We start from the raw sequence: 14,427 nt of genomic DNA, 5'->3' as shown, positions 1-14,427 counted from the left end.
CCTCCCCACTCGCTTGGTTGGCAATCGGGATCACATTAGGCGATCTTCCATTCGGCCGCCTCGCCGGCTTCCGCGCCGCGATGGGCGACGCGTTCGACGAAGACCTCGTCGAGCCCGTGCCGCTCTACGCCTTCGCGGACGGCGCCGCGGGCATGGAGCGTCTTCTCGAGCGCGCTCCCGACATCGACGGGGTGTTCGCCGCCTCGGATGCCGTCGCCGCCGGCGCCATGCAGACGCTGCAGGCAGCGGGCCGGAGCATCCCCGGCGACGTCGGCGTCGTCGGCTTCGACGACAGCTCGTGGGCGCGGCGCACCTCACCGAACCTGTCGAGCATCCACCAGCCCGCCGAGGGTCTCGGCATCGCCGCGGCGAAGGCCGTGCTCGCCCAGCTGGAGGGCGACCAGAGCGTGCGCACCGGCATCCTGCTCGACGCCCCGGTCGTCTGGCGCGACTCCGCCTGACGCGGCGCGCTCGGCCACGCGGGTGTGCCCGCCGCATCCCGCGCGACCCGCCTCATCTCATCCGAGGACATTCGGCCGAGACGAGGATGTTTACGGGTGGAACGTCCTCGTCTCGGCCGATCGTCCTCATCTCGCGAGGATCACACGGACCACCCCGCGCGACGTACCGAGCGGACCGATCAGGATGCGGCGCGGCGGGCTTCCCATCCGGTGCGCACCATGTCGTCGACCGAGTAGCGGTTGGCCCACTCCAGGTCGCGGGCGGCGAGCTCTCCGGTCGCCACGATCCGGTCGGGATCGCCGGCGCGGCGCGGGCCGATCGCCGGTGTGACGTCGATGCCGGTGACCCGGGCCATCGCGTCCATGATCTCGCGCACCGACAGGCCGTTCTGCGACCCCAGGTTGTAGGCGGGCTCGACCGGCTCGCCCGCGGCCAGGCGGCGGGCGGCCACCGCGTGGGCGGCGGCGATGTCGGCCACGTGCACGTAGTCGCGCACGTTGGTGCCGTCGGGGGTGGCGTAGTCGTCGCCGTTGATCTGCGGCGTCTCGCCCGCGAGGAGCTTCTCGAAGACGATCGGGAACAGGTTGTGGGGGCTGGTGTCGTAGATCACCGGGTCGCCCGAGCCGACGACGTTGAAGTAGCGCAGCGACGTGTGGCGCAGCGGCTTCTCCTCGTCGGCGGTGGCGATGCCCTGGTCGCGCAGCAGCCACTCGCCGATCAGCTTGGACTCGCCGTACGGCGACGCGGGCCGCTTGGGCAGATCCTCGGTCACGAGCTCGACGTCGGGCGTGCCGTAGACGGCCGCGCTCGAGGAGAACACGATCTTGTCGACGCCGGCCGCCTCCATCGCGGCGAGCACGACGCGCGTCCCCTCGACGTTCTGCTCGTACGTGTGCAGCGGCCGGCGCACCGAGACGCCGGCGTACTTGAAGCCGGCGACGTGGATGACGCCCTCGACCGCGTACTCGCGCAGCGTCTGCTCGACGAGGTCGCGATTCAGGATGGAGCCGCGCACGAACGGCACGCCGTCGGGCACGAAGCCCTCGTGCCCGCTCGAGAGGTCGTCCAGGACGACGGGCGACAGGCCCGCATCCGCGAGGGCGCGCACCACGTGCGCTCCGATGTACCCGGCACCACCGGTCACTAGCCAGCTCATGTCATCCATCCTGCCCGATCGGGGCGATCACTCTTCGCGGTGGCCGAGGTCGGGGGCGGCGACGAAGCGCGCGACCGGCTCCACGACCTGCTCCAGCTCGATCACGACGATCTCGTTCGCCCCCGCGCGGGTGGCGGGCGCCGGCACGTACAGCGTCCGCTGCGGACCGCTGCGCCAGTAGCGGCCCAGGAAGAAGCCGTTGACGAAGGCGTAGCCCTTGCCCCATCCGTCGGTGTCGAGGAACAGGTCGGCGGGCTCGGCCAGGTCGAAGCCCCCGTGCAGGCCGGTGCGGCCGGTGGCGGATGCCGCCGGCGCGGACGGGATGCCCGCCGCGATCGCGGGGACGTCGACCGCGGTGGCGCTCCAGCCGCCGAGCGGCTCGCCGCCGAGCGTGGCGGGGCCGACCAGGCCCTTGGTCTCGCCCAGGCGCACGTCGTAGTTCACGCGTCCCTGGTCCTCGACCAGGATGCTGAGCGTCGCGCCCCGGGGGATGGTGAGGGCGCGCTCGTGCAGCGCCCGCTGCAGGCGCCCGACGGGCACGCCGTCGACCGCGACCCAGGCGTAGTCGCGCACCTCGTGGAACGCGAGGACAGCCGTATCCGCCGCCTCGAACGCCGCCGCGGGGAGGTCGACGTCGTACCGCACGAGCGGTCCGAGCTGCGCCAGATCCTCGAAGCTGGGGGGCTCCTCGGCCGAGGCGGCGTCCGCGGCGGGCGTCAGCCAGTCGCCGGTCGCGGTGAGCGGCACCGAGATCTCGGGCGCGTCCGGGCGGGCGGCGGGCACATCGTGCGGCACGGTCGTGTACTTGGCGATGACCTCGCGGAACGCGTGGAACTTGTCGGTGGGATGCCCCGACTCGTCGAGCGGCGCGTCGTAGTCGTAGGAGGTCACGATGGGCGCGTACCGGCCCTTGTCGTTGGCGCCGTTCGTCGTGCCGAAGTTCGTGCCGCCGTGCAGCATGTAGATGTTCACCGAGGCGCCCGCGGCGAGCAGCGCGTCGAGCTCGGCGGCGGATGCGGCCGCATCCGTCGTGTGGTGCATGCCGCCCCACCAGTCGAACCAGCCGTCCCAGAACTCGGAGCACATGAGCGGCCCGGTGGGCTGGAAGGTGCGGAGCGTCTCGAGTCGTTCCGAGGCGCGCGAGCCGAATGATCCGGTGAGGTGCAGATCCGGCAGGCTGCCGTTCTCGAGCATGCGGGGCTCGGGCTGGTCGACGGTCGTCAACGGCACCGTGATGCCCGACGCGCGGGTGAGCTCCGTGAGCGTGCGCAGGTACTCCTTGTCGGAGCCGTAGGCGCCGTACTCGTTCTCGATCTGCACGAGCACGACGTTGCCGCCGCGGTCGATCTGACGCGGAGCGACGATCTCGTACACGCGGCGCAGGTACTCGCTCACCGCCTCGACGTACTGCGGCTCGGAGCGGCGCAGGCCGATGCCCGGCGTGCTCGTCAGCCACACCGGCAGACCGCCGTTGTGCCACTCGGCGCAGATGTAGGGGCCGGGGCGCACGATCGCGTGCATGCCCTCGGCGGCGACCAGGTCGAGGAACCGGCCGAGGTCGTTCCAGCCCGTCGCGTCCCACTCGCCGCGCACCGGCTCGTGCGCGTTCCACGCCACGTACGTCTCGATCGTGTTGAGTCCCATGAGCCGAGCCTTGTGGATGCGGTCGGCCCAGTGATCCGGGTGGATGCGGAAGTAGTGCAGGGCGCCGGCGAGGACGCGGTGCGGCCGACCGTCCAGCAGGAAGTCGGTGTCGCCGATGGTGAAGGTGCTCACGGTGTCTTTCGATTCGTTCAGCGGGCGATGCGTGCCGTCAGGCGCGCCCAGGACAGCGGGGGAAGGGTGAAGCGCAGGGAGGTGCCGTCGGCATCCACGGGGAGGGAGACGGGGGCGACGGGCTGAGCGTCGGCGCCGTTGACCGTGTGACGGTCGCCGTCCTCGGGGATCGTCAGCACGAGCGCCTCGACGCCCGTCGCCGGGACGCCGAGGTCGAGCTCGACCGGGGTCGCGGCGTCGAGCCCGCGGTGCGCGACGAACAGCGACAGCTCGTCGCCGTCGATCGTGGCGACCGCATCCACGGCGTCGACGGCGCCGTAGCGCGCGGTGTCGATCGTGCCGGCGGTGATCTGCGGCACGACGACGCGTCCGGTCGCCCGTGCGGCGGTGAGCTGGAACGGGAAGAAGGTGGTCTGGCGCCAAGCCGGCCCGCCCGGTTCGGTGCGGATCGGGGCGATGACGTTGACGAGCTGCGCGAGGTTGGCCATCGAGACGCGGTCGGCGCGGCGCAGCAGGGTGATGAGGAGAGAGCCCGCCACGACCGCGTCGGTGACGGTGTAGTCGTCCTCGATGAGGCGCGGGGCCACCGGCCAGTCGCCGGTGAAGACGCGGGGCTTGTCGACCTCGTTCCAGCGGGTCTGGTTCCACACGTTCCACTCGTCGACGCTGATGCCGATGGGGGTGTCGATGCCGTGCTCGGCGCGCACCTCGTCGATGATGCCGGCGACCTCGGTGAGGTAGCGGTCCAGACCCACGCCCGAGGCGAGGAAGCTGGCGGGATCGCCGGGGGTCTCCTCGTAGTAGGCGTGCACCGAGATGTGGTCGACGAGTCCCGCGGTGTGACGCAGGACGGTGCGCTCCCACTCGCCGAACGTCGGCATTTCGTGGTTGGAGCTGCCCGCAGCGACGAGCTCGATGTCGGGATCGATGAAGCGCATGAGGCGCGCGGATTCCGCGGCGAGGCGGCCGTACTCGTCGGCCGTCTTATGACCGATCTGCCAGGGGCCGTCCATCTCGTTGCCGAGACACCAGAGCCGGATGCCGAAGGGCTCGTCGCGACCGTTCGCACGGCGCTGGTCGCTCAGGGCGGTGCCGCCCGGGTGGTTGGCGTACTCGAGCAGGTCGGCGGCCTCGGCCACACCCCGGGTGCCGAGGTTGACGGCCTCCATGAGCTCGAGCCCGGCGCGCTCGGCCCAGTCGGCGAACTCGTGGAGGCCCACCTGGTTGGTCTCGGTGCTGTGCCAGGCGGCATCCAGACGCACGGGGCGCTGGTCGCGCGGACCCACGCCGTCCTCCCACCGGTACCCCGAGACGAAGTTGCCGCCGGGGTAGCGGACGACCGTCGCGCCGAGCTCGCGGACGAGGTCGAGCACGTCGCCGCGGAATCCGTCGGCGTCGGCCGTCGGGTGACCGGGTTCGGAGATGCCGTCGTACACGCAGCGGCCCATGTGCTCGGCGAACGTGCCGAACAGGCGGCGCGGCACGTCGGGTCCGGCGGCGGTCGTGTCGAGCACGATGCGGGTGGGGGAGGTCATGATCGCTTTCCGGGGAGAGGCGGACGTGCCGAGGGGCGGGCCGGATCGAAGCTCGATGCGACCCGCCCCTCGGAGGACGTCACTTGTTGACGGTGAAGCCCTGGTCGTTGCCGTACTGCACGAGCTGCTCCTGCCAGGTGGCAAGGCCCTCGTTCAGGTCGGTCTTGTTCGCGTAGGACTGTCCGACGGTGTCGCCGAAGATGCTGTTCGCGTAGACCTGGAAGGGCAGGTACTGCCAGCCTTCCTGGACGTCCTTCGCGGCCTGCACGAGGACCTCGTTGATCTTCTGGCCGCCGAAGTACTCGGACTCGGCGTTCAGGAACTCGTCCGACTCGAGCTGCGCGGTCGTGGACGGGAAGCCGCCCGACTCGGCGAAGATCGTGATGCTCTCGTCGTCGTTGTTCAGCCACTTCAGGAACGCTGCCGCGAGGGCCGGGTTCTGGCTCTGCTTGGTCACGGCCTGGCCGCCGCCGCCGTTCTCGGCCGACACCGGGGTGCCGTCGTAGGTCGGCATCGGGGCGACGCGCCAGTCACCCGAGGCATCCGGGACGGACGACTCGAGGTTGCCGGGCATCCAGGCGCCGATCACGAGCGTCGCGATCGAGCCGTCGCCGAGACCCTTGAACCACTCGTCGCTCCAGCTGGAGGCGTCCGAGAGCAGGTCGCCCTCGACGAGCTGGTTCCAGGTGTCGGCCCACTTCTGCGAGCCCTCGTCGGCGAGGTCGATCGTGACGTCGGTGCCGTCGGCCTGGAACGGCTGACCGCCCGCCTGCCAGATCATGCTGGTGGCGAAGCCGGCGTCACCGGTGTCGTTGGTGATCTTCTTCGTGGGGTCGGCGGCGGTGAGCTGCTGAGCCGTCGCGATGTACTCGTCCCACGTGGTCGGAACCGTGAGGCCGTACTGGTCGAAGACCGACTTGTTGTAGAACAGCGCCATGGGGCCCGAGTCCTGCGGCAGGCCGTAGATCTTGCCGTCGAAGTCGACCGAGTTCCAGGTGGATGCGGTGTAGTCGCCCTCGAGGTCGCCGAAGCCGTAGGGGGCCAGGTCCAGCAGGCCCTCGGTCAGCGCGAACTGCGGGAAGGCGTAGTACTCGATCTGCACGACGTCGGGGGCGCCCGAGCCGGCCTTGATCGCGTTCTGGAGCTTGGTGTACTCCTCGGTGTTGGTGCCGGCGTTGACGACGTTCACCTTGACGTTGGGGTACTTGGCCTCGAACGCCGCGGCCTGGTCCTCGGCGGACGGCGTCCACGACCAGTACGTGATCTCGCCACCGGCCTCGAGGGCCGCCTCGAGGTCGTCGGCGGTGCCGGAGCCTGCGGCGGTGCCGCCGGACGAGCAGGCGGCCAGAGCGATGCCGCCGATGGCCGTCATGGCCACGACGGACGCGACGCGACGCAGCGTCGAACCCTTGCGCATGAGTGTCATGGGTTTTTCCTTCACTTCGTTGTTGTGGATCCGGGGCAGGACGCTCCGGGGTGCTGAGGGAGAGTGCGGGTCATCAGGCAGTGCCCCTCGTCACTGCTTGACGCTTCCGGCGCTGAGTCCCGACTGCCAGAACCGCTGCAGCATGAGGAACGCGACGACGATGGGGATGATCGACAGGAGCGAACCCGTGATCACCAGGTTGTAGATGGGCTGCGCGGCGGCACCGGTGGCCTGCGCGTTCCATTGGTTCAGTCCGACCGTGAGCGGGTACCAGGCGGGGTCGCTCAGCATGATCAGGGGCAGGAAGTAGTTGTTCCAGGTGGCGACCACCGCGAACAGCAGCACCGTGACGATGCCCGGGGTCAGCAGCTTCGCCGAGATGGTGAAGAACGTGCGCATCTCGCTCGCCCCATCCATCCGCGCCGCCTCGAGGAGCTCCGTCGGCACGGCGTCGCTGGCGAACACCCACATCAGGTACAGCCCGAAGGGGCTGATGAGCGACGGGATGATGATCGCCCAGGGGGTGTTGGTGAGCCCCAGCTGGCTGAACATCAGGAACGTCGGCACGGCCAGGGCGGTGCCGGGCACGGCCACCGCGCCGATGATCACGGCGAAGACGGCCTTCCGGCCACGGAAGTTGTACTTGGCCAGACCGTAACCGGCCATGGTGGCGAGGATCGTCGCGCCACCGGCGCCGACCACCACGTACAGCAGCGTGTTGCCCAGCCACCGCAGGAAGATCCCGTCGCGGTAGGTGAACGTCTCGACGATGTTGTCCCACAGGTTGAAGCTGCCGCCGAACCAGAGGCCGAAGGTCGAGAACAGATCGCCCTGCGTCTTGGTGGCGTTGATGAGCAGCCAGAAGAGGGGCAGCAGCGTGTAGAGGATGAACAGGCTCATCACGATGGTGAGCACGAGGGACTTACGCCGTGCGAACGGCGTCTTCCTGGCGAGGGCGGGGGCGGTCATCGCATCTCCTGACGGGATCCGCGCAGCTGAACGACGTAGGCGATGACCGCGGTGATGACACCCATGATGATCGCGACGGTGGCGGCGTAGTTGTACTGCTGACCGGCGAACGACAGGTTGTACGCGTACATGTTCGGCGTGAAGAACGTCGTGATCGTGTTGGGGGCCAGCGGCTTGAGGATGTTGGGCTCGTTGAACAGCTGGAAGCTGCCGATGATCGAGAAGATCGTCGCGATGACGATCGAGCCGCGCAGGGCGGGGATCTTGATCGAGAAGATGGTGCGCCACGCGCCGGCGCCGTCGAGGGATGCGGCCTCGTACAGCTCTCCGGGGATGGTCTTGAGCGACGAGTAGAAGATCAGCATGTTGTAGCCGACGAACTGCCACGTGACGATGTTGCCGATCGAGACCATCATCCACTGCGGAACGAAGGGCTTGAGGACCTCGCTGCCGAGCAGGTCGTTGATGTTGCCCGCGAGGCCGAACTGGTCGCCGTAGATGTAGCCCCACATGAGGACCGCGACGACGGCCGGGACGGCGTAGGGCAGGAAGATGATGATGCGGTAGAAGCCCGCGGCGCGCAGCCGCGCGCTGTCGATCGCGAGCGCTGCGGCCAGGGCCAGCACGAGCATGATCGGCACCTGGATGATCAGGAACAGCAGCACGCGCAGGAAGCCGTCCCAGAGCTTGGGGTCGGCGAAGGCCGTGAGGTAGTTCTCGAAGCCCACGAACGCGTTGCCGCCCACGATCTGCTCGCGGAAGAAGCTGAGGTACAGGGCGTACGCGAGAGGGGCCAGGAACACGAGTGCGAACACGATCGCGAACGGCGCGACGAACAGCCAGCCGCGTTGTTCGACGCTGATCAGCCGCTTCCGTCGGGGGTTCACGGCGCGGGGTGGTGCCGTTGTGGTCGTCATCGTCCAATGCCTCTTCTGTGAATGCAGACGCGGTCGCCGGGGAACGAGCGCGAAATGTTGACGTAAACATAACTCGGTCGCGCTAGCATGTCAACGTCAACATCGAGGAGGATCCGGACATGGGCGAAGACGCGTCATCGACACCGGTCGACACCCGCGCGCGCCGTCGGGAGGTCTCGATGGCCGACGTCGCAGCAGCGGCGGGAGTCTCGGGCCAGACCGTGTCGCGCGTGGCGAACGGCCGCTCCAACGTCGACCCCGAGACGCGCGAGCGCGTGCGGGCGGCCATGAACTCGCTGGGGTACCGGCCCAACAGCGCCGCGCGGGCGCTGCGGTCGGGGCGCTTCCACAGCATCGGCGTGATCATGTTCTCGCTGTCGAGCTACGGCAACACCCGCACGCTGGATGCGGTCGCCTCCGTGGCCGCCGACGCCGGGTACTCGCTGACCCTCATCACGGTCGAATCCGCTACGCAGTCCGACGTCTCGGGCGCGTTCGTGCGCCTCGCGGAACACGCCGTCGACGGCGTCGTCATCCTCATCGAGACCCACCGGCTGGGAGAGACCGAGCTCGCGCTGCCGAGCGGCCTGCCGGTCGTGGTCGTCGACTCGAACGCCGAGTACGCCTACCCCGTGGTCGACAACGACCAGGCCCTCGGTGCGCGGCTCGCCACCGAGCACCTGCTCGATCTCGGGCACGAGAGCGTCGTGCACATCTCCGGTCCGCTCGAGTCGTACGCGGCCGAGCGCCGCCGCACCGCCTGGCGCGAGACGCTCGAGGCCCGCGGCGCGCGCGTGCCCGAGGTCCTCGTCGGCGACTGGACGGCCGATTCGGGCTACGAGCTCGGACGCGGCATCGCCGAGCGCGCCGACGTCACCGCGGTCTTCGTCTCGAACGACCAGATGGCCCTTGGCCTCATCCGCGCGCTGCACGAGGCCGGCCGCGCCGTGCCCGGCGACGTGAGCGTCGTCGGCTTCGACGACACCGCCGACTCGTCGAACTACTGGCCGCCCCTCACGACCGTCCGCCAGCACTTCGACTGGGTCGGCGAAGCCGCCATCCGTGCGCTCCTGGCCGAGATCGACGGCGACGGCCCCCACACCGAGCGCCTCCTCGTGCCCACCGAGCTCGTCGTCCGCGAGAGCTCCGGCCCCCGCGCATAGCGCTCCCGCCCCTGGGGTGTGGGGCCGGCGCGGCGGTGGCCTGTGCTGCTGGTTGTGGCCCTGCGCCGTTCACAACGGCGGATGGGGCGGGCGACACGCCGGGCGTGCGGCATCCGGTGTCGGGGTGTCGTGGGCTGGGCCCGCCGTTGTGTCGGGTGGGTGGGTTCGCAGGCTTGACGGTTCCGCAGGCCGGGGCGGGCAGGGCGGTGAGTTCCGCGTCGGTGCCGCCGGTAGGGCCGTGCCCGGGGTCGGCTCGCCGGCAGTGCACAACGGCGGATGGGACGGCCGACACGCCGGGCCTGCGGCATCCGGTGTCGGGGTGTCGTGGGCTGGGCCCGCCGTTGTGCGCCCGTACCCCGCCGCGGTGCGTGCCTCCGGCAGTGGCGGCGGCCCCGGTCGGTCGGGCGAGTGGGCGATGGGCTGTGCTGCCGATTGTGGCCCTGCGTCGCGCACAACGGCGGATGGGGCGGGCGACACGCCGGGCGTGCGGCATTCGGTGTCGGGGTGTCGTGGGCTGGGCCCGCCGTTGTGCGCCCGTACCCCGCCGCCTGCTCGCCCGCCCGCCGTACCCCGCCGCGCCCGCACCCGCGCCCGCCCGCCCCCGAGCACCCGCCCCAGCCCGACGCCCCGTGACATGGAACCTTGTGCGGACGCTATGGGTTCCCCTAGGCTCCGGTGTTGACGTCAACATGTTGACGTCAACATGAATCACACATCCCCCAGGGCCGCATCGCCGCGGCCGGAAGGAACGACGATGAAGTCCCTCCGACTCCTGTCGCTGCTGTGCGTCGGCACTCTCAGTGCCGGTGCGCTGGTCGCGGGAGCGGCAACGACTGCCCCCGCAGCGCATGCCGCATCCACCGTCCGCATCACCCCCAATCCCACGTACGCCGCCGACCCCTTCGAGGGATGGGGCACGAGCCTCGTGTGGTTCGCCAACGCCACCGGCGGCTACCCCGACGACGTGCGCCAGGCGCTCTTCGACGCCGTCTTCGGCGAGGAGGGTCTGAACCTCAACATCGCGCGCTACAACATCGGCGGCGGCAACGCCACGGATGTGCCGGACTACCTGCGCCCCGGCGGCGCCGTGCCCGGCTGGTGGAACGCCGAGCTCGACGCGTCCGACGCGCAGGGCGACATCACGGCCACCTACGCCGACCGCGACCGGTACGCCGCGGCCTGGGATCCCGAGGACCCGGCCTCGTACGACTTCGACGCGGATGCGGACCAGCGCTGGTGGCTCGACGCCCTGGCCGACAAGGTCACCCACTGGGAGGCCTTCAGCAACTCCCCGCCGTACTTCCTCACCGAGAGCGGTTTCGTCTCGGGCGGCATCAACAACGCCACCAGCGAGCAGCTCGCCACCGCCGACATGGATGCGTTCTCGTCCTACCTCGTGAACGTGGTCGAAGAGCTCGAGAAGACCCACGGCATCGAGTTCGACACGCTCGACCCGTTCAACGAGCCCAACACGAACTACTGGCAGACCCGCATCCCCTCCGGCCAGACCTGGCCGACGAGCGCGAGCCGTCAGGAGGGCGCCCACATCGGCCCCGCGCGCCAGGACCAGATGATCCAGTCGCTGCGTGATCGTCTCGCCCAGCCCGGCACGACGACCGACGTGAGCATCTCGGCGATGGACGAGACCAACCCGTCGATCTTCGTGCAGAACTGGAACGGCTGGAGCGACGAGTCGAAGGATGCCGTCGACCAGCTGAACGTGCACACCTACGGCACCGGTGACCGCATGGTCGCCCGCGACATCGCCAAGGCCTCCGACAAGCCGCTGTGGATGAGCGAGGTCGAGGGCGACTGGAACGGTGGCGGCGGCTTCAACCAGACCAACATCGAGAACGGTCTCGGGATGGCGACGCGCATCGTCGACGACCTGCGCGAGCTCGAGCCGAGCGCCTGGGTGTTCTGGCAGCCGGTCGAAGACCTCTACAACATGGAGAAGGTCGAGAAGCTCAACTGGGGCAGCGTCTTCATCGACTTCGACTGCAACGCCGAGGGCAACTCCGAGCGGCGCATCGCGGATGGCGACGCCGATCCCTCGTGCCAGGTGCTGACCAACGCCAAGTTCAACACGGTGCGCAACTTCACGCACTACATCGAGCCCGGCGACCGCCTCATCCCCACGAACGACACCCAGACCACCGCGGCCCTGACGGCCGAGGGCGACGGCGTGACGCTCGTGCACATCAACTCCGAATCCGCGGCGCGCACGGTCGAGATCGACCTGTCGCAGTTCGGCACCATCGCCCCCGGGGCGACGGTCACCCCGATCGTCACGACCGAGTCGCCGAAGGCCGACGTCACCGCCAACGCGCTCGTCGGGGGCGCCGCGGTGCCGATCGACGCCGCATCCAAGTCGGCGGTCGTGACGCTTCCCGCCAAGTCGGTGTCGACCCTCGTCGTCACCGGTGTCTCGGGCGAGGCCGAGGACGCCGCGGTGTTCGAGGACGGCGAGACCTACCAGCTGCTGGGCGTGCAGAGCGGCAAGGCGCTCGCCGCGGATGCGGGTGGCCTGTCGATCCGCACCGGTGCGACCGAGGCCGCCACCGCGACCGCTCAGGCGTGGACCGTGCGCTCGCTCGAGGGCGAGGGCACGAACCGCCACCGGATCGCGCTGCAGGCCGGTGACGGACGCTTCCTGGCGGTCAACGGCACGAGCACGACGCTCGTGAGCGCGGATGCCGCGGCCGCCGCATCCGACCCTGCGCTGCAGTGGATCCCGTCGACCGCGGACGGCCGGACGTACTCGCTGCTCAGCGTCGCCGCCGAGCGGGTGCTCGACGTCAACGGCCAGGGCACGACCGACGGCACGTCGGTGGGCACCTGGACCTCGAACAACGGCGCGAACCAGCGCTGGACGCCCGCATCCACCGCGATCACGGGGATCGCACCGGTGTCGGTGAGCACCGGCGTCGGCGAGGCCCCCGAGCTGCCCGAGACGGTGACGCTGCGCTACCGCGGCGGTGTCGAGCGGACGGCAGCGGTCACGTGGAACCTGGACGGCGCCGACTGGTCGAGCGCCGGCACGGTCGAGGTGCGCGGATCGGGCACGGATGTGTTCGGCGCCGCCTTCGACTCGGCGGTCGCGACCGTCGAGGTCGGGGCGTACACGTCGACCCAGCCGGTGTCGCTCACGACCTACGCGGGCTCCACGCTCGCCGCGGTGCGCGCGGCCGCTCCGGCCACGGTGCCCGCCGAGGTGCGGCTGGGCGGCAGCGCCTACGACACCGCGGTCGAGTGGGATTGGTCGGGCGTCTCGGATGCGGACTTCGCCGAGGTCGGCACGGTCGGCATCCCCGGATCGGCGGCATCGCACGGCGGCGAGCCGGTCGCGGCTCGGCTGACGGTCATCGTCACCGAGCAGGGCGAGCGCAACGTCGCTCCCGCGAGCCGCGCGTCGGCCACCTTCACCGAGAGCCCGAGCTACGGCGTCGACCGCACGAAGAACGGTGTGACCAGCGACAAGGGCTGGTCGAACTGGCGTTCGGGCACGAAGAACGCGCAGGACACGCTGACCTACGCGCTCGCCGCGACCGAGCAGGTCGGGCATGTCACAGTGCACTTCTACCGCGACGGCGGCGCGACGTGGGCCCAGAGCCTGCGTGTCGATCACCGCGTCGCCGGTGGCGAGTGGGTCGCCGGTGAGTCGGTGGACGTCCCGGTGCCCGACTCCGGTGCCCCCGTCGTCGACGTGCCGATCGGCGGCGTCGCCGCCGACGAGGTGCGCGTCGTCCTCACCGCCCGTGCCAACACGCACATGATCGTCTCCGAGGTCGAGATCTTCGGTCTGGATGCGGCTCCCGCCGGCATCGCCGATCTCGCCCGCCTCGTGGTGGGCGGCGAGGCCGTGGCCGAGTTCGACGCCGACCGCGAGGCCTACACGGTGCGCACGGTCGGTGCGGCCTGGCCCGCGGTCTCGGCGATCGCCGTCGACCGCGACGCGCAGGTCTCGATCGTGCAGCCAGCGGGTGCCGCGGGTGTCGGCACGATCACCGTGACCGCGCCGAACGGCACGACGCGCAGCTACACCGTCACGGTCGAGCGACAGGTCGGGATCGGCGCGGTGACGCTCACCGGCACCGCCGAGGTCGGTCTGACGCTGTCGGCCGCGGCCACGACCGACCCGGCCGATGCCGAGGTCGCCTACGCGTGGACCCGCGACGGCGCGCCCATCGAGGGCGCGACGGGCGCGTCGTACACCGTGACCACCGCTGACGTGGGGCGTGAGCTCCGCGCGGTGGCCACCGCATCCGCCGAAGGGTTCGTCGCGGGCGAGGCCACCTCGGCCGCGGTCGTGGCGCAGCCGGCGTCGGTCGACCCGGGTGAGCCGGGGGAGCCGGGTACGCCTGGGAACCCTGGGACGCCGGGCAACCCTGGGACGCCGGGGACGCCGGGTGGTTCGTCGCCGTCTGCTCCGGTGGAGTCGGCGTTGACGGGTGAGACGCGGGGTGGGATCACGGTGCCGTCGTCGGTGACGGCGGGGTCGGTGATCACGGTGGGTGTCGACGCGTCGCGTGTGGGTTCGTCGGTGGATGCGTGGTTGTTCTCGTCTCCGGTGCATCTGGGTGCGCGGACGGTGTCGTCGGCGGGTGAGTTCTCGGTGCGGATTCCCGTCGAGACGCCGGCGGGCCAGCATCGTCTGGCGGTGACGGATGCGTCGGGTGCGGTCATCGGGTGGGCTCCGCTCGAGGTCCGCGCGGCGGGTGCGTTGCCCGCGACGGGTCTGGACCTGGGTGCGAGTGTGCCGTTCGCTCTGGGCGCGCTGCTGCTGGGCTCGCTGCTGGTCGGTGGCGTGCTCCTGCGTCGCCGCACCCGCATCCACCCCACCGAATAACCCCTTCCGGGGCGGGCACCCCACCCGGTGCCCGCCCCCCTGACCCGTCCCGATCCGCGAGACAGCACTCCGGCGCCGAGACCGTGGGTTTAACCCGCTGTCTCGGCGCGAAAGTGCTGTCTCGCGGGTCAGGCACCCCCCGAACGCCCACAACGGAAGAGCGTCGGGTAGGGA

The 14,427-nt window shown here is 70.4% G+C and carries 9 protein-coding genes; 3 read left to right on the top strand and 6 right to left on the bottom strand.

Annotated features, from left to right (window positions below):
* A partial coding sequence (locus AB0N73_RS15890) for a substrate-binding domain-containing protein (protein ID WP_363565254.1) occupies positions 1-461 on the top strand: 461 nt, incomplete at its 5' end.
* Positions 462-640: 179 nt separating this feature from the next.
* Here AB0N73_RS15890 and galE read toward each other — a convergent pair.
* The 6 genes from galE to AB0N73_RS15860 form a co-directional block, all read right to left on the bottom strand.
* A complete protein-coding gene (galE, locus tag AB0N73_RS15885) occupies positions 641-1,618 on the bottom strand; it encodes a UDP-glucose 4-epimerase GalE (protein ID WP_363565252.1) in 978 nt (325 codons plus the stop codon).
* A gap of 27 nt (positions 1,619-1,645) precedes the next feature.
* Positions 1,646-3,394 (bottom strand): beta-galactosidase family protein, encoded by a 1,749-nt coding sequence (locus AB0N73_RS15880; RefSeq protein ID WP_363565250.1) that lies wholly within the window; start codon positions 3,392-3,394, stop codon positions 1,646-1,648.
* Positions 3,395-3,411: 17 nt separating this feature from the next.
* Positions 3,412-4,929: an alpha-N-arabinofuranosidase gene (locus tag AB0N73_RS15875; protein ID WP_363565248.1), complete on the bottom strand. Its 1,518-nt coding sequence runs from the start codon at positions 4,927-4,929 to the stop codon at positions 3,412-3,414.
* Between the two features lie 79 nt (positions 4,930-5,008).
* Entirely contained in the window at positions 5,009-6,355 is a 1,347-nt protein-coding gene (locus AB0N73_RS15870; protein ID WP_363565246.1) for a sugar ABC transporter substrate-binding protein, read from the bottom strand.
* A 90-nt stretch (positions 6,356-6,445) separates the two neighbouring features.
* On the bottom strand, positions 6,446-7,324 hold the full coding sequence (locus AB0N73_RS15865) for a carbohydrate ABC transporter permease (protein WP_363565244.1): 879 nt from the start codon (positions 7,322-7,324) through the stop codon (positions 6,446-6,448).
* Complete coding sequence (locus tag AB0N73_RS15860; protein ID WP_363565242.1) at positions 7,321-8,241, bottom strand: sugar ABC transporter permease; 921 nt, start codon at positions 8,239-8,241, stop codon at positions 7,321-7,323. The genes AB0N73_RS15865 and AB0N73_RS15860 overlap by 4 nt, the downstream gene beginning before the upstream one ends.
* Positions 8,242-8,360: 119 nt before the next feature.
* Here AB0N73_RS15860 and AB0N73_RS15855 point away from each other — a divergent pair, with 119 nt between their 5' ends.
* Together AB0N73_RS15855 and AB0N73_RS15850 are read left to right on the top strand one after the other, a co-directional pair.
* Entirely contained in the window at positions 8,361-9,404 is a 1,044-nt protein-coding gene (locus AB0N73_RS15855) for a LacI family DNA-binding transcriptional regulator (RefSeq protein ID WP_363565240.1), read from the top strand.
* Between the two features lie 754 nt (positions 9,405-10,158).
* On the top strand, positions 10,159-14,253 hold the full coding sequence (locus AB0N73_RS15850) for a glycoside hydrolase (RefSeq protein ID WP_363565238.1): 4,095 nt from the start codon (positions 10,159-10,161) through the stop codon (positions 14,251-14,253).
* Positions 14,254-14,427 lie beyond the last annotated feature (174 nt).

The sequence above is a fragment of the Microbacterium sp. NPDC089189 genome (assembly GCF_040685095.1).
Taxonomy (GTDB): Bacteria; Actinomycetota; Actinomycetes; order Actinomycetales; family Microbacteriaceae; genus Microbacterium.
Note: the sequence above shows the minus strand (reverse complement) of the source record. Positions and strands in the feature narration are given on the sequence as shown.